Origin of the sequence: Cellulosilyticum sp. WCF-2, assembly GCF_003990395.1 — a bacterium.
Classification (GTDB): Bacteria; Bacillota; Clostridia; order Lachnospirales; family Cellulosilyticaceae; genus Cellulosilyticum; species Cellulosilyticum lentocellum.
Genome location: NZ_CP034675.1, coordinates 2095654 through 2120457, shown reverse-complemented (window position 1 = coordinate 2120457; position 24804 = coordinate 2095654). Strand labels below are relative to the sequence as shown.

The following is a 24804-nucleotide window of genomic DNA, read 5'->3' as shown; positions in this document are numbered from 1 at the left end:
CAACTTCCTCCACTCATTATATTGTATGAACTAAATACTTCCTTAGCTCATTTTCTAACAAAGCATATCTCACACCTTCTGTTAGTGCAACTAAATCATTTACTTCTATTTGTAAAGTATAAATATGGGCTATAGGTGCTTGAATACTCTCGCCTTCTCTTCCTATTTGGTTTACATATTTCAATAGATAACGATCAGCCATACAATGAAGAAAGGCATCCTCATTTTTTTCAAATAGAGGATAGTCTAGGTATTCTTGTATCATTTTCTTTAACTCATCTACACTTTTTGCATAACTTAATTGTTTAAGCTTTTTATAAGTCAACTTGTTTCCACAAGGTAAGCTGTAAATAAGAATTTCTTCTGATGAAATATCGTAATATTTAACTGCTCGATAAATCCATTGGGCATTAATAAAATCAGCTTTTGTACCTATTATTTTTTTCGCTATTGCTTCATCAGCTTTACTTAGTTTGCTAGCTCTTTCCATTAACATTTTATAAAATAGAATATACAGCTGCATTTCCATATGAAATTCTCTTTTATCCATGTCGTCTTGAGTAATATTTTTAACAGCTTGATAATAGATTGTTCCTTTTAGAGCCTCAACAAATTGAGATACTGTTTTACAAGCTAGTAATTTATTATACTGAGATATTCCCCATCTTTCAGAGTGAACAAATAAATGGCGAACTTCTTCTAAATCTTCATTTCTTGAAATAATTCTAAGAAGTAACTGTAGGTCACTAATTTCATATTCCATTAGAAAAGTTTTAAAAAATTCCTTATAGCTACCTGAAAAATAGTGAAGCATCTCTTCTATTTGGCTTACAACATAACCGTCTAATAACATCTCTAAATCAGCACGATGGAGTTCTTCACCCTTATGGGCTTCTATTAACTCTTTATAACCATCTCTTTTCTTTAGGAAGTCAATCATTTGAGTTATACTCTTGTACTCAACAGCCTTTGACCATTCACTTTGGTTAAGAAGTACTCTTCTTTTCCCGTGAATCTTAGTATTAATTGCTCTATATGCTGCAAAAGGATTCATTATTATCCCTCCACTCCGAGAAGTTCTTCAAAGACTTCTTGTAATAATTGTTCCTCTATTTGTAAATAACGATTTTCTACAGCAAGAGCAGTTTTCTTACACTTTTCTTCTTCGAGATTGTGCCTACTTACGCCAGTTGCTACAATTTGCTCATAGATTTCATTTGCTCTTTCTTGAGCTCTCTGTAACGTATCTTGTCTATAACTTGCGATTTCTTTTTCATATTGTTCTTTTTTTAACCTTAAGGCTTCTTCATTTCCTTTTTTGGTATTCAGAGCTACAGAGTCAATTTGAACAATTTGTTTAATGATATCTTCCATAACAATCCCTCACTTAAAATAGCATTATATTCTGTTCTTACTAGTGTTGTTTGTTTTATTAATTTTATTACTTTTATTATTCTATCACTTTATTTTAAAAAAGGAAGATTATTTTTCAATTATATACATTTCATTAACATGCTCATAATTTTATATTCATCTTGTTATGTTTAATTCGACTAATTTTAGCACTTTTATTTATGCATTTTTATTTTTTTTGTTGTATTTTGCCTAATTTCTACTTTTACATCTGTATATTTTTCCTAATACCATTTGAGTTTTAGTTCGTTTTTCATTAATCTTGTAATACCTTTTTAGAAATCATTATTTACCTATTTAATAGCCATTATCATTTTCTTTATTCTTTCTTAACATCAAAAAAAGCCCTTATTCCACAATACTATTTGTAGAATAAGCGCTTTCTTACTCAGTTACTTTTTTTACTTTTAAATCCTCTAAAACTGTTTCTAATGCCTTTTTATTTTTTCCAAACACAACTAGCTTAGCATAATTATAACTATCTATTTCTCTGGTTAATGTCATATTAACTGTTGTTTTTAAATGTCCTTCTTTGATTTTTACGTCTTCAAGATCTCCTTGTTTTAGCTCATACCCTAACCAGCACACACTTGTTGTTGCTTCTGTGAAAATAATAGTATAACAACTATTAATAATAGTAAAGCCTATTACAAGTAATGTAATGATAATGCTATCCTTATTGATGGGTCTTCCTCCTATGAGCGCCGCTACATTAATAGCTATTGTTGTCACTATACATGCGGTACTTACAGTTGTAAAGAAATCCTTTTTTATAGAAAATACTGTTTTATATTCTTTATATTGATTCTTAAATCTTCTTGTACTCATCATATTAGTCAGACGAAGGCCAAGTACTAATACATAAATGATAACAACTAAATAATAGGACCACTTTATATCCATTTTGAGGCTCCCTTCCACTTTAAATGCTACTTGCTTTGCAGAATTCTAAAAATAACTGCTCATATGAGCAGTTATTTTCCACAGCATTGTTTATATTTTTTACCGCTTCCACATGGACATGGTTCGTTACGTCCTACTTTTTTACCTCTAACAACTGTTTTTGTTTTATTGTATTCTCTTTTAATTTCTTCTCTTTCTTCTGCTGTTAAAAGTGTGTTCCATTGTGGTAAACCATAAAGCCATTCAGCTTTAGCGTCTAACATATTCCAGTATAATTTTTTAAGGTCAAATTCTAATCTTACTGCTGATTCTCCTGTAAAGTCTGTTAAATCATATTCACCATTTTTTAAGCTTGTATTAATACCATCAACAAAACCTAAAAATTCTACTTCGTTCATATTAAAACGTTTACCAAGTTCTGCAATAGTTCCTTCTACAACTTCTTCAACATTAGAAAGAAGATGGCTATAAACGTCTCTTTCTCTACCTAAGTAGTTTTCTACAACTTTTTTGTATTCTTCTACAGATCTTTCCTTTGCATCTTCACCGTAATTATTCCATAATTCAAATAATGTCATTAGTATTCTCCTTTTCTTACTTTAAATATGTGCCTAGGATTTCACCATTACTAAAACTACTGGCTTTACTACGTACTCTCTTTATTCCCCTAGCAATCGTCATGGTATGCTTCACCCTTGGCCGGTCACATTTAAAAAGCGCCTTTAGCTCATGCTGTTATTACTTCTTTAGCATATCTATTATACATTATTTCTCTCCTATTTACCACTCCTTATTTTTAGATGCACCCTATAAAAATATTTCCTTTTAATAGGGGTATCTATAAAATATGGCATAGGCCCTATACTATACTAAAAAATCACTAACAACTTGCTTCATACCTTGTACTTCACATACTTTTTTATGCTTAATAGGTCTTGTCGCTATTTGGTCCATAGCTTTTGGCATAGCTCCTTGAATAAGGTGATGCATTTCTTCTAATAAAGTAAAGTCATTAACCCCCTCATACTTCTCATCAATTGCACTCATTACACTTCCTGTAAATTTATAGGGGCTTGCTGTTGATATAATCACTGTTGGTGTATGATCTTTTGTATCTTTTACATAAGTGTCATATACAGCATAAGCTACAGCTGTGTGCGTGTCCATAAGGTAATTTTCTTCATTATATACTTTCTTAATATAATCTTTTGTCATTTGGTCATCTGCATAACCACCATAAAAATCTTTTAAATTAGCTTTCATTTCATCTGATATAGTATACTGCCCTTTTGTTTTTAAAGCATTCATCAAACTGCAGACTTCTTCTGTAGACTCTCCACTAATATGATAAAGGAGTCTCTCTAAATTACTAGAAATTAAAATATCCATAGAAGGTGAAGTTGTTAAATGGAATTCTCTATTTCTATCGTAAGTACCTGTTTGTAAGAAATCAAAAAGTACTTTATTCGTATTAGATGCACAGATAAGTTTTTGAATTGGAAGTCCCATTTGTTTTGCATAATAAGCTGCAAGAATGTTACCAAAGTTGCCTGTTGGTACAACTACATTCATAGCTTCACCGGCTTTAAGCTTTCCATCCTTCATCATTTTTCCATAAGCTGCAAAATAATAGGCTACTTGTGGTACAAGTCTACCGATATTAATAGAGTTAGCAGAAGAAAATTTATAATTCTTATCCGCTATTTCCTTAGCAAACTCCTTATCTGCAAAAATCTCTTTAACTGTTGTTTGACAATCATCAAAGTTTCCTTCTACACCTACTACTAAAGTATTATCCCCCTCTGTAGTAAGCATTTGGCGTTTTTGTACCTCACTTACACCATCTTGTGGAAAAAATACAATAATTTTAGTGCCCTCTACATTAGCAAATCCTTCTAAAGCAGCTTTACCTGTATCTCCAGAAGTGGCTGTTAAAATGACAATATCTTTTTCTTCTTTATTATACTTTTTACTTACAAGCATAAAATAAGGTAGAATTGATAATGCCATGTCCTTAAATGCAATAGTAGGACCGTGAAAAAGCTCTAAAAAGTTTGCTGTTTTTGTATGTACAAGTGGTGTAATTTCTTTTGTATCAAATTTTTCATCATATGCATGAGTAATGCAATGTTTAAGATCTTCTTCTTTTATATCTTCAAAGAAAAGCTTAATCACACGATAAGCTAATTCTTGATATCCCCATTTTGATAGCTCGTCTAAAGTAAAGTCCATTTTAGGTAGTTCTGTAGGAATAAACAAACCACCTTCTTCAGAAATACCTTGTAAAATGGCCTTTGTTGATGTAATATTTTCTAATTTCTTTCGTGTACTTGTATATAGCATATGTTTAATCTCCCTTTCTCCATTTATTCACTGTGAGCTTATATCACTCTATTATAACATTTTATATAGTAATTGCAAAATATTATTAATACTTGTTCATATTTTTAAATTTTCTAACTATAGGGGATATGTATTATTTTCGACTTTTTTGTAACATTAATTCCAAAAGTTTCATACCTTATATTAGAGAAATGTAACGCAGGTTTACCCCCTGCTTCTCTATAAAATAGTTGTACTATTAATGTCTTAGGAGGTATTTATATGGGATTTCAACATGACTTAGCTTGTCTTGTAAACCAAAAAGTTATTATTCACTCCAATCGTTGTAGCTTCTGTGTCATTATTTCTCAAGTTTGCCCTTGCTATATTCGTGCATTAGAACTTGGTTGCGGAAACATCAGATACTTCAACTTTGACCGCATTGATTATATAGAGGAATGTTTACCTCAGTGCTAATTCGGTCTCATAATTTTATAATGAAATAAGGAGGACTTAATATGAGTTGTTGTGGAAAAAATAATAGAAATTTCTTTTCTCATAATCACAGAGTTTGCTGTGATGACTTTGATGATGACCGTTGCTGTGATAGACATCGTGATGATGACCGCTGCTGTGATAGACGTCGCGATGATGATGACTGCTGTGATAGACGTCGTGATGACGACTTTACTGGTATTTCTTGCCCATTTCAGAATAATAATGATTGTCTCTGCGAAGATAGTTTAAGAGATGTTGCTTGTAAATTAACTAATCAAAGAGTTATTATTCATGTAGACGGCTGCAAAATGTGTGTTGTTATCGTAGGAATCGGCAAATGTTTCCTAAAAACGATTAACCCTTGCACACAAAGAATTGTATACTTTAACTTTAACCGCATTGATAACATTGAAGATGTACTTCCTCGTTGCTTTTAGTTCTTTCAAAAAATGCAGCAGATAGAAAATCTATCTGCTGCATTTTTTGTTTAACCTTAAACTTCTTAACTTTATTTTATACTAAATACAATTTACCTTTAAAAGCAAACATTTTGATTGGTTGGCTATTTACAAACACTCTCTAATTTCTTCTTAATCCTTTGCAACGCATTATCAATAGATTTAGGTGATTTATCAAGTTCTTTAGCAATCTCTTGATAGTTCTTCCCACTAATATAAAGATTTAATACTTGCCATTCTAGTTTGCTTAATGCTTTTATAATTTGATTATTAAGAACCTCTAAATTTTCTTTGCTGATCATTTCATCTTCTGGTGTCATAGATGTATTGTTTTTAATTGTATCTAATAAAGTAATCCCTTCATCGTCCTCTTCATTCCCTTTATGATTAATAGGAATACTCAGGGATATACTTGTATTAAGCGGAATATGCTTCTGTCTTGAAACTGCTTTGAAAGCTGTACTTACTTGTCTCGTCACACAAAGTGTAGCAAAAGACTTAAAGCTTGTGTCTTTATGAGCATCATAATCACAAATAGCCTTAAATAAACCAATCATACCTTCTTGAATGAGATCATCTTTATCTACACCAATAAAGTAATTTGCTTTAATTTTAGTACGTACGAACCTTTTATATCGTTGTACTAGCACTTCAATTGCCTCATTTATTCCATCTCGATATCTTTGTATTAATTCTTCATCGGTTAATTGTTCCAGATCTTTATTTTCTTTTGATACTCCCTGAATAATTGCCATAACCTGCTCCTTACTTAATATGACCTCTAAGTAATTTCTTCACTTGTTCTAAAATTTCCTTACTCATCCAAATTTTAATATGATTATGTTTATCCATATCATGTCCAACTTATGTTTAAGAACCATTTAAATTATTCTATTCAAAAATAATATTATACTCATCTTCTTGTTAAATTTTAAGATACTATTTTTAGTATACTACAAATCACTTTATTTGTTAATACTAAATCCCTCATATAAAAAAGATGACTTCTACTTATTAGAAATCATCTCTTTTATTCTTATGTTTAATAATTATTATTAACTTTTTTAGTGAATTTGTGGCATATAACTATAATTAGCATTAATAGTAGATGAATTAGACGGTATTTCTGTTGTATCATATACAATTTGAATTGTCTTACTTCCATCTGGATTAGTAATTGTTTTTTCATACCCTGGAAGTACTTTAACTTGAGCAGATAATGTAACCGCTTTATTAAGCTTAGCAAATGTATTTGTATATTTATCTGCTTCTACTTCACTACCACAGCCAACTGTAAAGTATAGCTTTACTTCTTGTGTATTTCCCTTGACCACTTCAAAATCATCTTCAAAATCAATTTTGATTTTAGTTTCATCACCAGATTTCACCAGACTCAGGGTATAATTTGAAGGATCTACTAATATTCCTCCTGATTTAATCTGAGCTGATATAACCGTGTTATCAAAGTTAAGTAGTTCTACATCATGTGGTGTGCTTCCACCTATAGTAATCTTTTCTGTGGCTAGATTGCTGATATCAACACTATACTCTATTTTCTTTGCATAATCTATAAAATTAGTATTTAGGGAAATATTGCTTACACTAGTAGGAATAATCTTATTTCCTACATCTTCTGTAAGTACTGGTGGTGTAGGAGCAAATTTTTCAATCTTAAACGGCCCTTGTAGTACTTGTTTATCTTCACCTAATTCTGTTTTTACTTTTACTGCTACATAATAAGTTCCTGGATCTTCCGGCAATTTAATCTCACTATCTGCTACATAAGAATCAAAGTAAGCAATATTTACTCGGCCCGGTGTACTATCTGCACTCGCATAGAACCAATCCTGTGGTATGTCTTTCCATGTATTTGTTCCTGCTTCTTTATATATTGGTATAAAAGACTTTTGTGTAGGTCTTCCTTCGTACCATTCCATGTAAATAGGATAAACTTTATCTTTTTTGAGTTCTACATCAACCACTGTATTATTATTACTAGAACTACTGCCATTATTTATACCTGTTCTATTTGCAGGTGCTGATAATGTCCAGTCTTCTGCAAAAGTAACCTTTTTATTGTCTATCATGATATATCCATAAATTCCATCATCAGCAAAGCTTCCCATGTTATATTTTCCGTCTTTAAAATTCTCTCCATTTGGAACCATGTACCCCCAAAACTTAACTGCCTTATTCGCCCCACCTATATACTTTTCTGTATTAAAGAAACCACTAGGAACTACACTCCAACCAGTTTGTGCATCAGCAGTAGAAGCTTCCCTATAATGTAATGTAGGAACAGGGTCTTCTCCAGATTCTTGGAACCATGTTCCCTCAAACGTATAAGTCTCCCCCGCCTTAAAAGAGTAAGTAGTTACATATGGTTTACTGTTCTTTTTATCAGTTTCATTTCCATGATAGTAACTACCACCACCACCTAATCCATTAACTAATGTCGTCACTTGTTTAGTTTTATTGTTAGTAATCTTTAATGTAGGTGCGTTTTTATTCTTCTTATGGTCATTACAATAAATAGAGAATTGATAATTTATATCTTTTGAGGAAGTGAAAGTATTTATAAATGTAGTCGTTCCTGTTAAGCTGTCTCCAAAAAATGCCTCCTCATTTTCTACGGAGTAATATTGATTATTACTGCCTGTTGTTGCTAATTGGAATACATTATCCTCGCCAATTGGGTAGCAGAAGGTATCTGCTCTTTTTGGTATAACAGAGGTAGGTGTTTTCTCACCATACTTATAATTATAGTGTTTGGTAGATAAATATCCCTGTTTATCTTTTAATAAATCAGGATATGATTCCCACATGTTAGGTTCAATCTTGTCTAATGTCCCCAGATCCTTCCAACTAGTACTTGCATCAAGTGGTAATGTAGGTGCAGTATCTGATTCAATAACAGTATACTCTTGGGCTTTAAGGTAGTTTCCTTTAATATTTACATTAACCTTTGCTCCTGGATTAACTATAATTGGATCTACAAATATTTTTTGGCTTGTGTTTCCTTCTCCAACAAAACTTGACTTAAAAATATCTAGTACAGTATTATCCGCATCAATCGCCTTTAATACTATATCTAATGCACCGAAGCCTGCATCTAATTTGATATTTCCAGTTGCTCTACCAAAAGTATTTCCTAATGCCGTCATAGAAAATACAACTCTTGTTTCATCTATATTTTGTGTTTGACTTACAAACTGCATATCATCATTTACGGTAACATAAACTTTATCACATATTGGCCAATTAACACTTGCCTTATCTGTCGTGATATTTTGATCCCACCATTCCTGCTGTAGTTTGCCGTCTGCTCCTATAAAGTTAACCTGAGAACCTATCTTTACTTGGTCTCCTGTTTCATAAACAAAAGCTCTTATATAAAAAATAGCTTTTCCTTTTAACGTAGTTTCATTAACTGTTTTAGATAGTTCCTTAGATATAATAGAAGTTTGTTCCGTGCCATAATACACCGGAATCTCCACATACTTCTTTGATGTTACTTCACTTGGCAATTCACCGTATACTATAAATGCCTGCATACACATAAATACTGCAACGATTATTGATATAATCCGTCTTCTCATTCTATTCCCTCCTAGAATTTCGGTAACGTTTCCAATTATTTCGAAATAAAAATTTCTCCTTTCTATTCATTTTCTGAAAACGTTCCCATTAAAAACAACTAAAAACCACATCATTTCTGCTCTAATTATATAGGTATTTCTAGTAAATGTAAATCAATATATCTAATTTTTATAAATATTTTTATTATTTAGTATTGATTAAGCTTTAACCTCACTTCAAACTACTTTTAAGAGCCATAGCATCAAGACTTATTTAACACTCCTCTCTAGATAAAATCTTAACTTCTCTTTCGTAGCAAAAAATCACTACTAATGTCTCTATAAAAATCTAGAATAGTTTTCTATTTAAATAATTAGCTAGAGCCACAATAAAAACCGAGAGAATTAAATTCTCTCGGTTTTTATTCGGATTAATTTTTTATATCATCTATATTTTATTATTTAAAGTGCCTTTGTCTTACAACTTCATAAACCATAAGGCTAGCTGCTACTGATGCATTTAATGAAGTAACTTTTCCATACATTGGCACACTCACTACATAGTCACAAGTCTGCTTTGTAAGTTTTGAAACACCTTCGCCCTCACTTCCTACTACAATCCCGATAGGGCCAGTTAGATTTTCTTCAAAAAGGACTTTACCATCCATATCTGCGCAAGCAATCCATAAGCCTTTTTGTTGTAAATCTTTTATAGTCTGAGCAATATTACTTACTTTTGCCACCTTAGTGTGTTCAAGGGCGCCTGCTGACGCTTTTGCAACTGTTCCAGTAAGACCTACTGCCCTTCTTTTTGGAATAATAATACCATGAACACCTGCTGTATGAGCTGTTCTGATAATCGCACCTAGGTTATGTGGGTCTTGAATATTCTCTAAGATAAGTACAAAAGCAGGCTCTCCTTTAGCTGCTGCATCTTCTAGAATCTCTTCTACACTTACATATTCATGTGCAGCTACATAAGCAACAACACCTTGATGCTTTTCTCTTCCTGTGAGCTCATCTAACTTACTTTTTTCTACCTCTAATGTAACAATGCTTTTTGCTTTAGCCGCACTTATAATCTTAATAACTGAGCCTTCCTTTTCACCCTTTTGAATAAGGATTTTATCTATTTCACGTTCACTTTTTAAGGCTTCAATCACTGCATTTCTACCAAATAAAATATTTTCGTCTATTTCAAAATCCTCTGGAACCGCAGACCTTCTATTGTATCCTCTAGTAAACTCTGGCTTTTCTTTTTTAAAGCTTTCTCGTTTGTTAAGCTTATTTTCTTGATTTGGTTGTTTATCTGTACGCTCTTGTTTCTTTCCTTTTGCTTTGCCGTTTCTCATTTCATTTCTCATGTGCTTTCTTTTTCTCCTTTAAGTCACCTAAAGTGACATCTTTTCTAGCCCTAAATCAATCAATTCTTTAATCCGTTCTACTTGCCCATCTATATATAAATAACCAATGAGAGCTTCTACACCTGTAGCATGCCTGTAGTCACCAATATCACCATTTTTAGGTGAAGAATAGCTTTTTGCATTACGTCCTCTACGAAGAACAGCTTTTTCTTCTTCTGTTAAAATGTCTTCTATGGCATAGTAAAGCTTTGCCTGGGTACTGGCTTTTACTAATTCTCTCGAAGCCTTGTGTAATTTATTAACAGGTGCGTTACCTTTATTCATCACATAAGTACGGATAAAAATCTCATAAACACCATCACCTATATAAGCTAGTGCTAGTGGTGAATACGTATTCGCCTTATGATTCATTTTTCCTGCTGTTAATGTTAAAAGATTTTCTATTGTATTTTCCATCTGGACTTCTTGTACCTTTCTCATTATATACGTTTAAAACGTACACCTTCTCTCGTATCTTCAATCAGTACACCTTGATCTTTTAAAAAGTCACGAATACGATCAGCTTCTGCAAAATCTCTTGCTTTTTTAGCTGCTGTACGTTTTTCAATATACTCTTTAATTTCTTCATCGCTTAAACCGTCTTCATTATTGCCTTTTCTGTCATAAATTAAACCGAGGATGTCTGTAAGTTCATTAAATAGTTTCAATACAGCTTCTACGAATGGTTTTGAAGCACCTTCTTTGGCATAAGTATTGGCAAATTTAACAAGTTCAAAAATGATACTAATGGCATCAGCTGTATTAAAGTCGTCTTCCATATGTTCATGGAAACGTGCTTTAAAACCATCTAGTTCTTTAAGTAATGCTTTTTCCTCTTCTGTTAAATCTGCTATTTGGCTATGCTCTAAGGCAAAACTTAAGGTAGCTTTAGCATTTTTAATACGTTCTAAACTATTTTTTGCTGATTCTATTAGTTCTGCACTAAAATTAAGTGGGCTTCTATAATGCGCATTAAGCATGAAGAAACGTACCACATCATAGCCATACATTTCTCCTACATCACGTAGCGTTTTAAAATTACCAAGTGATTTGGACATCTTTTTATTATCGATATTAAGAAATGCATTATGCATCCAGTAATGTGCAAATTCTTTACCATTAGCACATTCACTTTGTGCAATCTCATTTTCATGGTGTGGGAATACTAAATCCTCACCACCTGCATGAATATCTATTGTATCTCCTAAATAACGTTTAGCCATTGCTGAACACTCAATATGCCACCCTGGACGCCCATTACTCCATGGACTTTCCCAATAAGGTTCTCCTTCTTTCTTAGGCTTCCATAGCACAAAATCCATATGATTTTTCTTTTCTTCTGTAAGTGCAACTCTTTCACTACGTCCTGCTTCTAATTCCTCAAGTACTTTCTTAGAAAGCTTTCCATACTGCTCAAATGCTGCTGTATCAAAGTAAACAGTCCCATTTATTTCATAAGCATAACCTTTTTCTATAAGCTCCTTAATCATCTCAATAATACGGTCCATTTCCTCTGTTACACGAGGATGATGAGTTGCTGGTGTTACATTAAGGTTATTTACATCTTTTAAGGTTTCTTCAATATATTGTGTAACCACTTCATTTGTAGATCTACCTTCTTCATTAGCTTTTTTAATGATTTTATCATCTACATCTGTAAAGTTCTGAACATAGTTAACCTCATAGCCTACACTTTCAAAATAGCGGCGTACTGTATCAAATACAATATAAGGCCTTGCATTACCTATATGAATTAGGTTATACACCGTTGGTCCACATACATACATACGTACTTTATGAGGTTCAATTGGTTTAAATTCTTCTTTTTGTTTTGTTAAAGTATTGTAAATTTTAATCATTATTTTTCTCCTTACTGATTCTTTTCTTGATAGTCGTTGCAAGCTTCTTTATTCTCACAGTTTTCATCTTCACAACGATGTTGATTCGGCTGTCTGATGAATTCAGTCTGCTGCATGCGCTCACAAAACTCTGGTGATACATAAATCTCTGGCGACTCATCTAAAACAACGGCTTTTTTCATTCCCTTTAGTTCCTTATCAGATAAACCCATTTGATGCTCTAATGACTTAAGCTGTTCTTCTAAACCTTCTACTGTTCTTCTTAATGTGCAAATTTCCATTTTCACAGGATCTGGCAACTTGACTTGGTCTAAGTCTTCACAAGGATTAATACGTTTTCCTTGAATTCTAACAACTTTTCCTGGAATACCTACTACCGTACTATCTTCTGGTATTTCTTGAAGCACTACAGCATTAGCAGCTATTCTAGAATTATCTCCTACTTTAAAAGGTCCTAATACTTTAGCGCCTGTACTAATCATCACATTATTACCAATGGTAGGATGCCTCTTACCATGATCTTTTCCTGTTCCCCCTAGAGTAACACCATGATAAATCGTAACGTTATCTCCTATCTCACAGGTTTCACCAATAACGACTCCCATGCCATGGTCAATAAATAATCCTTTTCCAATGATTGCACCTGGGTGAATTTCTATTCCTGTTAACCCTCTACCAATCTGGGAAATAAGCCTGGCTATAAAAAAATGCTTTTTCTTATAAAACCAATGTCCCCATTTGTGAAACAATAAAGCATAAAAACTAGGGTACAAAAAGACTTCTGCACTTGTTTTAATCGCTGGATCTCTTTCTTTAATGACACGAATTTGTTCTTTTACATATCCCATAATAGCTTGCTTCTCCTCCCACTTATAAAGATCCCTTTTTTACTACTTTTCCTGCAAATTTTCTGTTTCACATAAAAATAAATGAACTACTTGCTACTTCTACAAATAGCCACTGTCTTTTAGACAATAAAAAAACTCCCCCTCCTTGTTCAGAGGCGAAGTCACTCGCGGTTCCACTCTGATTAAGGGACATAAATCCCCTATCTCATTTACTGGTAACGTCAGTCTACGAGATATGCTAAACGACTTCACATATCCAGCTCCAGAATGCACTTCTTATGAATCACTATGAAACTCTTTCACCAACCGAGTCTTCTCTGACATAATTTTTCATAATACTCTTTCTTTCATTGCTTTTATTCTTATACCATTAATATATTCGATTATCTTAACTTTTGATAATCCTTCATCTATCTACCCATTATAATATAGCCGATTATGAGTTTCAACACCTCTTGTAAATTTTAATACTAGAAATTATAAAGCTACTCAGCTAAAATACTTGTATAGATACAGATAGGAGATTCATATGCAAACTATTTTAGAACATAAACAGCAAAGCTATACAAAGGAAGAGCAGTGCGTTATTGATGAGGTATCTTCAACTTACAAACTTTATGATTTTGTTGCTGCTATCATTTGCACTCGCAATGCTTTTAATTTAGATGAAATAAAAGAATATATTTTAGGTACTACGAGACCTAAAGGCTATAAAGGCCTAAAAGATATTGAAAAAGCTATAAGCCTTATTACTGAAAGTATATCACTTAACGAAAAAATTCGTATTGTAGGGGATTACGATGTAGATGGTGTAACGAGTACTTACGTTCTTCTCACGGTCTTCGAATCCTTAAATTACCCTCATATTAGTCATTACTTGCCGGTTCGCGAGAAGGACGGCTATGGGTTAAACCCAGATATTGTAGCTAATGCTCATGCTGATGGTGTAAGCTTACTGATTACTGTAGATAATGGTATTTCTGCGGTAGAAGCTGTGGCTAGTGCTAAGGAACTTGGAATGAAAGTCATTGTTACTGACCACCATGAGCTGCCTAATGAGCTTCCAATAGCAGATGCTATCATTAACCCACATCAAGTAGATTGTGATTATCCTTATAAAAGTCTGGCAGGTGTAGGCATTGCTTATAAATTAGGTCAAGCCTTAATCTCTCACTTTAAATTAAAACCTGCTCCAGCTTTAGTAGCACGTATTCAGGGATTAGTTGCACTAGGTACTGTCTGTGATGTAGCACCTTTAGTTGGAGAAAATCGTCATATGGTAAAAACAGGTTTGGGTGCACTTAATAAAGGTGCCTTACCTGCCGCTACCATGATTAATTCTCGTATTTCTGTGGGAACTTTAGGTTTTCAAATTGGTCCTAGATTAAATGCTTGTGGTCGACTTGAAAGTGCCGAAACCGCTCTTGAATACTTACGTACCACTGATCCTAATACCCTTTATCCTTTTAAACAACGCTTAGACAGCTTAAATAAAGAGCGCCAAGATGAGGAAATGGACTCTATTGCAAGAGTCAATGCAAAGGTTGAAGCCATGACTACCTTACCCGATATTATTATTGACATTGATGAAATGGCTCATGAAAGTGTGGTTGGCTTAGTAGCTGGGCGTATTAAAGAAAAGTACTATCGTCCGACTGTTGTTTTTTCACGCACTATTCATGGTACTTATAAAGGTTCTGGACGCTCTATCGAAGAATATGATATGTTCCAAAGCTTCAAGCCTTTTCTTCATTTATTAGATGGTGGTGGTGGTCACCCTATGGCTTGTGGTCTTAAAGCTTCCACTGTAGAACAAATTCACGCGTTTGCCAAAGCTGTTAACGAGGCTTCCTCTTTAACAGAACATGATAAAACACCAAAGATTTACGTGGATAAATGTATTTATAACGCTTATGAGTACGACTTTAATGAACTAGAAAAACAACTAAGGCTTTTCTTACCTACAGGTGCTGGTAATAGTGCTCCCACTTTACTCATTAAAGATGCCTCTCTTAAATTTAATACAAAATACGCTAAAAATCATCGTATTTCTGAAGTCGTTGCTAACTTTGGTCCTAAATCTATTGCAAGTACTCTTTGGAATGATGATACCCTTCCTGAAGCTGGCGACTATACCGGTGACATTACCTTGCAAGTAAGTGAAACAGGCTGGCAAATTAAAAGTATTTATCTTGCTATTTAAAACACTGTAAAAAGGCATAGGCTAGTGTAGGTCTTGGGGGAGTCCACTAGCTTATGCCTTTTTTATATGAATTATACTAAGTAGTAAAAGAAATGGCTTACTATTTTCTACGTGTTTTCACATCAAATGCTACAGCAATAATAAAAATAACACCTTTAACAATATATTGAAAAGAAACATCTACTCCCATTAAATTCATGCCATTAGTAAGTGACATGATAATGAGTGCACCAATAATCGTATTGGTTACTTTACCGATACCACCACTTACAGATACACCACCAATATAAGATGAAGCAATGGCATCTAGTTCAAAGGAAAGACCTGCTGTTGGTGTTGCAGACTGCAATCTTGAAGTATAAAGTACACCTGCTAAAGCCGCTAGTGTTCCCATTGAACAAAAAACAAATAAAGTTACTTTTTTTACATCCACACCAGATAATTCTGCTGCTTCTGGATTACCACCAATACCATAAATATATCTACCGAGCTTCGTTTTATTGAGCATAAAGTTATATGCAAATAGTACAACACTCACAACAACTGCTGTCCAAGGAATTCCTTGATAACCTGCAAGCACACCAATAATCAGTAAAATACAAGCTGAAGTAAAGATGAGCGAGAATATAAATATAGGTTTTGAAATCACATCAAACTCATATCTTTGCTTGTTCTTTCTAGCTTTGCACTTAAAGTAGAGCGTTAAAATAACAGCAATAATTCCAATAATAAGTGTCATGACATGAATGCCTGCATTAACAGGTATATCCGGAATAAATCCATTAGATAGCGCATTAAATCCTTCATTCGGTACAATAATGGTTCCTGATTTTTGTGTAGCTAGTGATAATAATCCTCTAAAGATAAACATACCGGCTAGAGTCGTTACAAAAGCTGGTACCCCTATCTTAGCTACTAAAGTTCCTTGATAAAACCCAATCAGTAAACCAATTAATAATACAATAGGAATGACTAGCCACTCGGACAATTGAGCCTTTGTCATTAATATAGCAGCTATGGCTCCTGTAAAGCCAGCCACATAACCTACTGATAAATCAATATGTCGAATAATTAAGATCAGTGTCATACCAATAGCTAGTACTGCCACATAACCCGTTTGATTAATTAAGTTAGAAATATTTCTTGCCTGTACAAAGACACCATCCGTTTTAACAGTAAAAAAGATAAAAATCACAACAAGTGCAATGTACATGGCATAATCACGAATATTATTTTTTGTAAGCTGGCAAATCTCTTGACCTAAACTTAAGTTTTGATTCAATACCTTATTATTTTTTTCTAAGTTACTCATGCTCTCCTCCTATCTTGTTGTAGCCATGGCCATTACTTTTTGCTCTGTTGCTTCTTCTGCTGTAAGTTCTCCAGTAATTGTTCCATTAGACATAACATATAAACGGTCACTCATACCCAGTACCTCTGGTAATTCCGAAGAAATCATAATGATACTCATGCCTTCTTCTACTAATCGGTTCATCAACGTATAAATTTCGTATTTAGCACCGACATCAATACCTCTTGTTGGCTCATCTAATATAAGTACTTTGGGCTGTACAAATAGCCATTTAGCTAGAGAAACCTTTTGTTGATTACCACCGCTTAAATTACCTACTTTTTGTTCAATAGAAGGTGCTTTTATATTGATTGAATTCTTATACTGATTAGCCACATTAATCTCTTCATTGGCATTAATCACATTACCCTTAGTTAATACTTCTAAATTTGCTAAAGTGGTATTATACCTAATATCTTGAATAAGTATTAGCCCATTACCCTTTCGATCTTCGGTTACATAAGCGATACCTGCTTTAATTGCATCTTTAGGATGCTTAAAAGTCTTGGCTTCGCCATTTAAAAGTATTTCACCACTAGTCATTTTATAGCCACTAGGATTACCAAACAAACTCATGGCTAGTTCTGTCCGTCCAGCCCCCATAAGCCCTTGTAGGCCAACAATTTCTCCTTTTCTTACATTTAAGCTGATATGATGTAAAATCTCTCTTCCCTTAGTAACATCTTCTACCGTCCAATCTTTGATTTCAAAGCAAATCTCTCCCTGGTCTTTCTTAGCTCTCTTTGGATAAATATTTTCTATTTCTCTTCCGACCATATATTTAATAATCTCTTGCTCTGTTACTTCTTGCGCTTTAGTATCCATTGAACAGATGGTTGCTCCGTCTCTAAGGACTGTAATAGTGTCCGCTATAGAAATGATTTCTTTTAACTTATGAGAAATCATAATGCAAGTTACTCCTTGACCTTTTAATTCTCTTAATAAATCTAATAGATTTTGGCTATCATCTTCGTTAAGGGCTGCTGTAGGTTCGTCTAGAATGAGTAATTCTACATTCTTGCTTAAAGCTTTTGCAATTTCTACTAATTGTTGATTTCCCACTCCTAAAGCTTTGACTTTTGTAGAAGGGTTAATATCTAATCGTACTTTTCTAAGTGCCTTTGTAGCTTCAATAATTGTTTTATTCCAATCGATTATCTTGCCACTCATGAGTTCATGTCCAAAATATATATTTTCATATAGTGTTAGCTCTGGAATAAGTGCTAACTCCTGATAAATAATGGCAATACCTGCATTTTCACTATCTGCAATAGACTTAAAGGCCTGCACCTCTCCTCTATAAACAATATCACCTGAATAAGCTCCTATTGGATAGACCCCTGATAACACCTTCATTAAAGTAGATTTACCTGCTCCATTTTCTCCAACTAAACAGTGAATTTCACCCTTCTTAACCTTGAAGTTAACGTTACTTAATGCCTTAACTCCTGGAAAGGTTTTGGTTATATCTCTCATTTCCAAGATGCATTCTTCCATGCCTATGCCTCCTTTAAATTAAGACCGGCTGATAAACTGCCGGTCTTAATCTTAATGTTTATTCATAACAAGGTGCTAATTAGTTTAAACCTGTGAATTTAGAAGCATCATAATAGCCTGAATCAATCAACGCTGACTTCACATTGTCCTGTGTTACAACTACAACTGGTGTTTGTTTAGATGGCACTTCTTTTTTACCATTGTCATATGTAGCATCTGTTGCTGGTGTCTCACCTTTTAAAATAGATACTGCCATATTAATAGAATCAGCAGCTAAAGTTCTTGTATCTTTAAATACTGTCATAGATTGTTTACCATCGATTACATATTGAATAGAAGCAACCTCTGCATCTTGACCTGTGATAACATAACTTGATACATCAGAATCTGCTGCAAATACATCAGCAATTGAACGAGATGTGCCATCATTTGGTGCTAGTACAAATACATTTCCTTTATCTGCTGCGCTAACTGCTGTTAAGTGAGCTTCAGCTTTGGATTTAGCGACGTTAAAGTCCCAATCAGTTGTGACTTGACCAATAATAGTTGATAATTGATCACGAGTAAGTTCTTTCGTATCCTTTAAAGCTAAAGCTTCAGAAGAATTTTTGATAACGAAGGTACCGTCTGCAATTTTAGGTTGTAAGATATTCCATGCACCTTGGAAGAATAAGAAAGCATTGTTATCTGTAGCCGCTCCAGCATAAAGATATAATGGATTACCTGTTCCTGACGCTTTTTCACTTAAGAAAGTACCCATTGCTTCTCCAACAGCAACACTATCAAAAGTCACATAATAGTCAACAGCATCGGTTCCTGTAATTAAACGGTCATAAGCAATAACAGTTACACCTGCTGCCTTTGCTGCTTCTACCGTTGCTGCTGCAGCTGAAGCATCTTGTGCACAAATGATTAATACTTTCATACCTTTTGAGATTAAAGTCTCGACATTAGCTTTTTCTGTAGCTGATGAACCTTGACTAAATAGTACTTGATTTGTAAAACCAGCTTTACCTAGAAGTTCTTCAAACTTACCTTGGTCCTGGATCCATCTTGGCTCATCCTTTGTAGGAAGAACAATGCCTACTTCAATATTTCCAGAATTACCACCAGTTGCTTTGCTATCTCCTTTATTGCTACATGCTGAAAAACACAAAACCATCATAATACATAAAACAAGACTTAAAATCTTTTTCTTCATAGCACCTACTCCTTTACGGTTTCTTAAGATAAATTGATTGTAGCATAGGCGTATAAGGAGTTTTTTTATAAGTATCTGTACTTTTTTATGAAGTTTTCATTTTTCTTTTAGGAATAGGATATTTTTGTTACAAAAAAATCCTATTCCTTATCCATCATATTGAGATAGACATCCTCTTTTAAATGAAATCCACCATCAATAATGACTTCATCCATATTCTCTTTGGTTACCTTAATTGGTGTCAAAGCACGATAAGGGATGTCGTAACTACCATCATTTATAGTTTGCTTTGTTTGCACTGGCTCATTTTTAGCAAGAGTTACTGCAAGCTCTGCTGCTTCCTTAGCTAACTTGGTAACATCTTTGAAAATAGTCATTGCTTGAGTGCCCTCTACTATTCTTTGACAAGCTGCAAGGTCTGCATCTTGTCCTACCACACATACTTCTCCTGCTAAGCGATATTCTGCTAGAGCCTTTACAGCTTCTCCTGCCAGATCATCATTGCCACAAATAATACCATCGATAGCACCATGTTGTTCCACCCAATGAGATACTTCATCAAAAGCCACTTCTCTTAACCAATTCTCAGCATATGCCTTATGTAACACCTTAATATTAGTTTTGTTTAAAACCTTAAAAATAGCATCTTCTATTATGGTTACATTATTATCTGTAGGTGAACCACATATCATAATAATGTTACCATTATCAGGCACTTGCTCTGTAACTGTTTCTGCTAATAATTCACCTATCTTTTCATTATCAAAAGAAATATATAGGTCTACATCTGCATTTTTAACAAGCCTATCATAAGCAATCACTTTTATCCCTTGATTTTTTGCTTTTTTAACAAGTGGTGTAAGTGCATCTGCATCCGTCGCTACTAATACAATCACATCTACTTTTTCTGCAATTAAATACTCTATTTGTTCTTCTTGTCTTCCTACTTCCCCATTTGCATTTTGCACATAAACCTCTGCCCCTAGTTCTTCTGCTTTTGAGATAAAAGCATCTTGTTCTCTGTACCATCGCTCTACCACAAAAGAATCAAAAGACAGTCCTATCTTGATCTCTACATTCTCTTGCTTTATGGTTTCTAATGGCTGTCCACACCCTATTAGTAAGCACATACAAGTAGCAAGTAAAATCCCTCCTATTCTCTTCATCTTATAGCTCCTCTCTGTACTCAGTCGGCGTTACACCTATTTGCTTTTTAAATAACCGACTAAAATAATTTGGATCTTTATAACCAATTGCTACACATACCTCCTTTATACTCATTTCCTTAATCATTAGTAGTTGTTTAGCTTTTTCTATGCGTACCTGTGTCACATAATCAATAAAATTTTCTCCTGTTTCGTCTTTAAATACTTTACTAAAATAGTAAGCACTAATATTAACTAATCTTGATACACCATCTAAGGAAATATCTTGATTAAAATGCTCATCAATATATTGTTTTGCCGTAGAAACACTCTCACTATAACATTCTTCTTTAACAGCTTGTACCTGTTTTACTAAACCCGAAAGGGTTTCTTGAAACCAACCGCTTAGTGCTTCATCTCCCTGAAGCTGAAAAATACGTTCTAAACCCTCTTCTTCTGTATAATAGGTTGTATCAACTACTTGTCTTTTAATAAGGATAATGGTTTCTAGTAATTTGACTTTAAGCACTACCTCATTGGCACCATAAAAATCTATAAGTTCTCCTAAAAAGTGATTGGCTTCTGCTAAAACAGCTGTACTATTTCCTTTTTGTACAAGGGTTAAAAAGTGGTTTTCTAGTTCTGTTATGTAGTTTTGCTTACTATGATGAGATAAGACTAAGTCATTGATATGTACCACACTTCCCTCTAATGACCTTAGTGCTCTTACAGCTTCCTTATAAGAAATAAAAAGCTTCTCCATAGACTGTACACTACCTATCCCTGCTCGAAACCTCACATCTATACGTGTCTTTAATTTATTTAGCATATCTCTTGTATATTGTATGATTTTAACACGTTCGTTATACTCATTCTCTAGGTCTAATTCCGGTACAAAAACAACTACCTTATTAGCCATAATAGGACCTATCACACAAGAAAAAAATTCTTTAATAATCTCCTTAAGTTCCTCATAAAACTTTTGTGCTTTTACTGTTACTCCTGTTGGATTAGTCATATTTTTTTCTTTAATCTCATCTCCAAACTCTATAATCATTATATAGCCATTATTAGCCTCAATATCTAAAAGCTCTTTAAAATTGTTAAGCTGATTATCATAGTCCTCTTGAAATAAAATACTGTGTATAAAACCATTTTCAATAACAGGTACAACCGCCTCTAATTTTTCTTTATTCTTAAGTTCAATTTCCCTCACATGTCTTTGCTGATCTACACGCTTCATTGCTTTTCCTAGTATATCTACTATTTTATTACTGTTAAAAGGTTTTGTTAAAAATTCTATCACCCCTAAATCAATAGCTCTTTTGGCATAATGAAATTGATCAAATGCTGTAATGACTACAAAATAGGTATACGGACTAAATTTTTTAATCTCCTCTATTGCATCCATGCCATTAATACCTGGTATTTGAATATCCATTAACGCAATGTCTGGTCTAAAGTGCTCTGCTATTTCAATAGCAATGCGTCCTGTTTTAGCACTTTCAATAGCGCAAACTTCATTAAAATGCTTTTGAATAATCATCTTAAGTGACTCTATAACGATTCCCTCATCATCTACTAATAAAATCTTATACACGCGCCTCCACTCCTTCCTCTACTGACTGATTTAAAGGAATTTTTAAAGCAACCTCTGTTCCTTTATTCATGCCTTCACTACTAATCTCTAAAACTTCCTCAATTCCATAAAATAAACACAAGCGATTAACTACGTTATGTAGACCAATCCCATTAGAGCTCCTACTTTCTTCTTCTTTGCTTGTTTCACCTGATAATACTTGTTTAATTCTCTCTTTACTCATCCCTTTACCGTTATCCTTCACACTAATCCAGATTTTTTCTTCTTTCTCAGCAATGGTAAGTTTGATCTTACCTTGCCACTCAATATCTCTGATACCATATTGAAAGACATTCTCTACAATAGGTTGAAGAATCATACTAGGTACTTTGGTCTGCAGTAACTTGTCATCGATTTCCTTCATGTAGCTTACCTCACCTGAAAAACGTACATTAATAATATAAATATAATAATCTACTAATTGCACTTCTTCCTCTAAGGTGGTTTCTTGATTAATTCTGGCAATATTATATCTAAAAAACTCTGCCATATTTTCAATAAATTCCGATGTACGTTCGGCGCCTTCCATCATGGCTAACTGTACCCCTGCATTTAAGGTATTAAATAAAAAGTGAGGATTAATTTGAGCTTGCAAATATTTGAGCTGAGCATCTTTCAAATGATTTTCCATTAAAAGCTCTTTTTCTTTCATTTGACTTTCTATTTCCATACGTTCTCGTAAACGTTGAATATAGTCTTTGATACTACCAATCATCTTATTAAATGCTTTTGCTAAAATTTCTATTTCATCACCGGTCTCTACATGCATTAAATCTATTTCTAAATTACCTTTAGCAATCTCATTGGCTTGATTAGATAAAAGTATTAAAGGGTGCGTAATACGTCTAGATAAAATAACTAACATCACGCCATTAAAGAAAATAACACTCAATAAAATGATTGTACTTGCTAACTCTAAATATTTAAGCGACGAACGTAACTTTAAATAATTGTAGGAATTATACTGAAACTGAGCACTATTTAAACGGCTAATATAGGCATTAATATAGCCATAGATTTGATTAGCGCTGTTATAACAGTCATTATACTTTTTTATATTTCTTCCTCGTTTTGCTTGGACAGCTTCATTAGTTTTACTTAAATAGTCCGTAGACATTTTTCGAATATGACTTTCCATCATTAAGCTAGTATGATCTGAAGGCTTTTCATTTAGATTTCTTAACATTCCTTGGAACTCTTGTATACTGATGTAATAAGCTTCTAAGTCCGAAGAATTCTTAAGTTTTAAATACTGGTACATATGCTCTTGTACTTTCTTTAAACTTTCTGAAAGTTGCATCAGATTCGTATTACTTGTATAAACTGAATCAAACTTATTAATGGTATAATTAATATTCACATAGGTAATAAAGTGAGCGGCTAAGGTAATTACTGAAGTGTAAATAAATACAAAAACAAGCTTACGGCTCATAGATTGATTAATCTTATTATTCATCCTTATCCCCTTAATTCGTATTTACTTTATAGGTATCTATATTCTCTGCATCAATGACATTAATATTAACTGATAAATATTCATTTACTCTTCCCTTTAAATTAAAATCTTCAAGAGCTTTTATGGCTTTTTCACCCATTTGTTTTGTATCAATTGCAATCGTAGAATGAATAATATTCTTGGCAATAGCATCTAGAATGATATCCGACTCATAATAACCCATAATTTGAATATCACCTACACGGTTATAGTCTACTAATGCTTGGTAGGCACATTGCGTATCCTCTGCAGATAAACAAACTAAGACATCTGTGACCTTCTGTGGATTTAGAATAATATTTCTTATAGATTCTTCCGCACTAAAGGCATTGGCTCTATTAATCGCTTTTGTTTCTACTGTTATTTTCTCTTTTTCTAAAACTTCTTTAATGCCCAGACAAATCATATTTTGATTATTACTTTCTGCTTCTGCATCTACTAATACTGTTACCTTGTTAATAGGCATTTCAATTTTCTTAATCTGCTCACCATAGGCTTTCCCTAAATTAACACTATTAATCCCCACGAAGCTCTTTCTTTTCCCCTCTACGCCATCATACAACAAAGTAATAACCGGTATGCCTTTCTGATCTGCTTCCTCTAAAAGTGTCGTTGTTTCTTTATCTTCTGGAACAACTAAAATACCATCTACCTCACTAGAAATAGCCATTCGTAAGTAATCATTAACTGAATAATCATTACCTAATTCTTCTCCTAAATTTTCGACTAAAATATGTTGTTTTTTCCCTTCTTCTTTAGCTGCTTCAAAAACACTTTCCCAAAAAGAATCACTTGCTCCTCCTGAAATAAAAACATAGTGCTTATCATAAGCCAGCGAGGTCGTCATTTCTGCTACAGATAAATGACTAATCTTAGCTCTTAAAAAAATAGTTCCCAAAGCAACAATCATTAAGGCAGCCATACAACTTACAATCATACTTATTTTTAAAAGCTGTTCATTACTCATTCTCCCTCTTGGATTTTTCATTTA

21 protein-coding genes and 1 other annotated feature are annotated in these 24804 nt (G+C 33.5%); of the genes, 3 read left to right on the top strand and 18 right to left on the bottom strand.

The features are described from left to right. Positions 1-16: 16 nt before the first annotated feature. The 5 genes from EKH84_RS09375 to thrC all read right to left on the bottom strand — a co-directional run bounded on the left by EKH84_RS09375 (position 17) and on the right by thrC (position 4659). Positions 17-1054, bottom strand: a complete 1038-nt coding sequence (locus EKH84_RS09375) for a V-type ATPase subunit (RefSeq protein ID WP_127066068.1) — start codon at positions 1052-1054, stop codon at positions 17-19. Positions 1055-1056: 2 nt separating this feature from the next. Continuing rightward, complete coding sequence (locus EKH84_RS09370) at positions 1057-1374, bottom strand: hypothetical protein (RefSeq protein WP_013656383.1); 318 nt, start codon at positions 1372-1374, stop codon at positions 1057-1059. A gap of 423 nt (positions 1375-1797) precedes the next feature. Next, positions 1798-2316 (bottom strand): hypothetical protein, encoded by a 519-nt coding sequence (locus tag EKH84_RS09365; RefSeq protein ID WP_013656382.1) that lies wholly within the window; start codon positions 2314-2316, stop codon positions 1798-1800. A gap of 71 nt (positions 2317-2387) precedes the next feature. Beyond that, positions 2388-2894: an SEC-C metal-binding domain-containing protein gene (locus EKH84_RS09360; RefSeq protein WP_013656381.1), complete on the bottom strand. Its 507-nt coding sequence runs from the start codon at positions 2892-2894 to the stop codon at positions 2388-2390. Positions 2895-3180: 286 nt separating this feature from the next. Continuing rightward, complete coding sequence (thrC, locus tag EKH84_RS09355) at positions 3181-4659, bottom strand: threonine synthase (RefSeq protein WP_127066067.1); 1479 nt, start codon at positions 4657-4659, stop codon at positions 3181-3183. 261 nt (positions 4660-4920) lie between these two features. Here thrC and EKH84_RS09350 point away from each other — a divergent pair, with 261 nt between their 5' ends. Together EKH84_RS09350 and EKH84_RS09345 are read left to right on the top strand one after the other, a co-directional pair. After that, positions 4921-5115 (top strand): hypothetical protein, encoded by a 195-nt coding sequence (locus tag EKH84_RS09350; RefSeq protein WP_013656379.1) that lies wholly within the window; start codon positions 4921-4923, stop codon positions 5113-5115. A gap of 41 nt (positions 5116-5156) precedes the next feature. After that, a complete protein-coding gene (locus EKH84_RS09345; protein WP_013656378.1) occupies positions 5157-5573 on the top strand; it encodes a hypothetical protein in 417 nt (138 codons plus the stop codon). Between the two features lie 125 nt (positions 5574-5698). Here EKH84_RS09345 and sigH read toward each other — a convergent pair whose 3' ends face one another. From sigH to epsC, 6 genes are all read right to left on the bottom strand, one after another. Continuing rightward, on the bottom strand, positions 5699-6349 hold the full coding sequence (gene sigH / locus EKH84_RS09340) for an RNA polymerase sporulation sigma factor SigH (protein WP_127066066.1): 651 nt from the start codon (positions 6347-6349) through the stop codon (positions 5699-5701). 309 nt (positions 6350-6658) lie between these two features. After that, the gene (locus tag EKH84_RS09335) at positions 6659-9193 is read right to left on the bottom strand and encodes a hypothetical protein (RefSeq protein WP_127066065.1); all 2535 of its coding nucleotides are present in this window, start codon (positions 9191-9193) and stop codon (positions 6659-6661) included. Positions 9194-9630: 437 nt separating this feature from the next. Next, a complete protein-coding gene (rlmB, locus tag EKH84_RS09330; protein ID WP_243118655.1) occupies positions 9631-10536 on the bottom strand; it encodes a 23S rRNA (guanosine(2251)-2'-O)-methyltransferase RlmB in 906 nt (301 codons plus the stop codon). A 27-nt stretch (positions 10537-10563) separates the two neighbouring features. Then, the gene (locus EKH84_RS09325) at positions 10564-10992 is read right to left on the bottom strand and encodes a Mini-ribonuclease 3 (protein WP_041713511.1); all 429 of its coding nucleotides are present in this window, start codon (positions 10990-10992) and stop codon (positions 10564-10566) included. A 23-nt stretch (positions 10993-11015) separates the two neighbouring features. Further along, positions 11016-12431: a cysteine--tRNA ligase gene (gene cysS, locus EKH84_RS09320; protein WP_127068030.1), complete on the bottom strand. Its 1416-nt coding sequence runs from the start codon at positions 12429-12431 to the stop codon at positions 11016-11018. Between the two features lie 14 nt (positions 12432-12445). After that, positions 12446-13282, bottom strand: a complete 837-nt coding sequence (epsC, locus tag EKH84_RS09315; protein WP_013656372.1) for a serine O-acetyltransferase EpsC — start codon at positions 13280-13282, stop codon at positions 12446-12448. Between the two features lie 148 nt (positions 13283-13430). Further along, positions 13431-13642, bottom strand: a binding site (T-box leader). 169 nt (positions 13643-13811) lie between these two features. Here epsC and recJ point away from each other — a divergent pair. Further along, a complete protein-coding gene (gene recJ, locus EKH84_RS09310; protein ID WP_127066064.1) occupies positions 13812-15485 on the top strand; it encodes a single-stranded-DNA-specific exonuclease RecJ in 1674 nt (557 codons plus the stop codon). A gap of 100 nt (positions 15486-15585) precedes the next feature. Here recJ and EKH84_RS09305 read toward each other — a convergent pair whose 3' ends face one another. The 7 genes from EKH84_RS09305 to EKH84_RS09275 all read right to left on the bottom strand — a co-directional run bounded on the left by EKH84_RS09305 (position 15586) and on the right by EKH84_RS09275 (position 24801). Further along, positions 15586-16797 (bottom strand): sugar ABC transporter permease, encoded by a 1212-nt coding sequence (locus EKH84_RS09305; RefSeq protein WP_013656370.1) that lies wholly within the window; start codon positions 16795-16797, stop codon positions 15586-15588. A 9-nt stretch (positions 16798-16806) separates the two neighbouring features. Beyond that, positions 16807-18333 (bottom strand): sugar ABC transporter ATP-binding protein, encoded by a 1527-nt coding sequence (locus EKH84_RS09300; protein WP_127066063.1) that lies wholly within the window; start codon positions 18331-18333, stop codon positions 16807-16809. A gap of 79 nt (positions 18334-18412) precedes the next feature. After that, positions 18413-19534, bottom strand: a complete 1122-nt coding sequence (locus EKH84_RS09295) for a sugar ABC transporter substrate-binding protein (protein ID WP_127066062.1) — start codon at positions 19532-19534, stop codon at positions 18413-18415. A 140-nt stretch (positions 19535-19674) separates the two neighbouring features. Next, the gene (locus EKH84_RS09290; RefSeq protein ID WP_127066061.1) at positions 19675-20700 is read right to left on the bottom strand and encodes a sugar ABC transporter substrate-binding protein; all 1026 of its coding nucleotides are present in this window, start codon (positions 20698-20700) and stop codon (positions 19675-19677) included. Position 20701: 1 nt separating this feature from the next. After that, a complete protein-coding gene (locus EKH84_RS09285; protein WP_127066060.1) occupies positions 20702-22279 on the bottom strand; it encodes a response regulator in 1578 nt (525 codons plus the stop codon). Further along, a complete protein-coding gene (locus EKH84_RS09280) occupies positions 22272-23774 on the bottom strand; it encodes a sensor histidine kinase (protein ID WP_127066059.1) in 1503 nt (500 codons plus the stop codon). Before EKH84_RS09280 ends, EKH84_RS09285 begins: the two co-directional genes overlap by 8 nt. A gap of 10 nt (positions 23775-23784) precedes the next feature. Beyond that, on the bottom strand, positions 23785-24801 hold the full coding sequence (locus EKH84_RS09275) for a substrate-binding domain-containing protein (protein ID WP_127066058.1): 1017 nt from the start codon (positions 24799-24801) through the stop codon (positions 23785-23787). Between the last annotated feature and the right edge of the window lie 3 nt (positions 24802-24804).

Bases quoted from the DNA above. Each gene is read 5' to 3' on its own strand.
- EKH84_RS09375 (WP_127066068.1), bottom strand. From the start codon at position 1,054: ATGAATCCTTTTGCAGCATATAGAGCAATTAATACTAAGATTCACGGG.
- EKH84_RS09370 (WP_013656383.1), bottom strand. From the start codon at position 1,374: ATGGAAGATATCATTAAACAAATTGTTCAAATTGACTCTGTAGCTCTG.
- EKH84_RS09365 (WP_013656382.1), bottom strand. From the start codon at position 2,316: ATGGATATAAAGTGGTCCTATTATTTAGTTGTTATCATTTATGTATTA.
- EKH84_RS09360 (WP_013656381.1), bottom strand. From the start codon at position 2,894: ATGACATTATTTGAATTATGGAATAATTACGGTGAAGATGCAAAGGAA.
- thrC (WP_127066067.1), bottom strand. From the start codon at position 4,659: ATGCTATATACAAGTACACGAAAGAAATTAGAAAATATTACATCAACA.
- EKH84_RS09350 (WP_013656379.1), top strand. From the start codon at position 4,921: ATGGGATTTCAACATGACTTAGCTTGTCTTGTAAACCAAAAAGTTATT.
- EKH84_RS09345 (WP_013656378.1), top strand. From the start codon at position 5,157: ATGAGTTGTTGTGGAAAAAATAATAGAAATTTCTTTTCTCATAATCAC.
- sigH (WP_127066066.1), bottom strand. From the start codon at position 6,349: ATGGCAATTATTCAGGGAGTATCAAAAGAAAATAAAGATCTGGAACAA.
- EKH84_RS09335 (WP_127066065.1), bottom strand. From the start codon at position 9,193: ATGAGAAGACGGATTATATCAATAATCGTTGCAGTATTTATGTGTATG.
- rlmB (WP_243118655.1), bottom strand. From the start codon at position 10,536: ATGAGAAATGAAATGAGAAACGGCAAAGCAAAAGGAAAGAAACAAGAG.
- EKH84_RS09325 (WP_041713511.1), bottom strand. From the start codon at position 10,992: ATGGAAAATACAATAGAAAATCTTTTAACATTAACAGCAGGAAAAATG.
- epsC (WP_013656372.1), bottom strand. From the start codon at position 13,282: ATGGGATATGTAAAAGAACAAATTCGTGTCATTAAAGAAAGAGATCCA.
- recJ (WP_127066064.1), top strand. From the start codon at position 13,812: ATGCAAACTATTTTAGAACATAAACAGCAAAGCTATACAAAGGAAGAG.
- EKH84_RS09305 (WP_013656370.1), bottom strand. From the start codon at position 16,797: ATGAGTAACTTAGAAAAAAATAATAAGGTATTGAATCAAAACTTAAGT.
- EKH84_RS09300 (WP_127066063.1), bottom strand. From the start codon at position 18,333: ATGGAAGAATGCATCTTGGAAATGAGAGATATAACCAAAACCTTTCCA.
- EKH84_RS09295 (WP_127066062.1), bottom strand. From the start codon at position 19,534: ATGAAGAAAAAGATTTTAAGTCTTGTTTTATGTATTATGATGGTTTTG.
- EKH84_RS09290 (WP_127066061.1), bottom strand. From the start codon at position 20,700: ATGAAGAGAATAGGAGGGATTTTACTTGCTACTTGTATGTGCTTACTA.
- EKH84_RS09280 (WP_127066059.1), bottom strand. From the start codon at position 23,774: ATGAATAATAAGATTAATCAATCTATGAGCCGTAAGCTTGTTTTTGTA.
- EKH84_RS09275 (WP_127066058.1), bottom strand. From the start codon at position 24,801: ATGAAAAATCCAAGAGGGAGAATGAGTAATGAACAGCTTTTAAAAATA.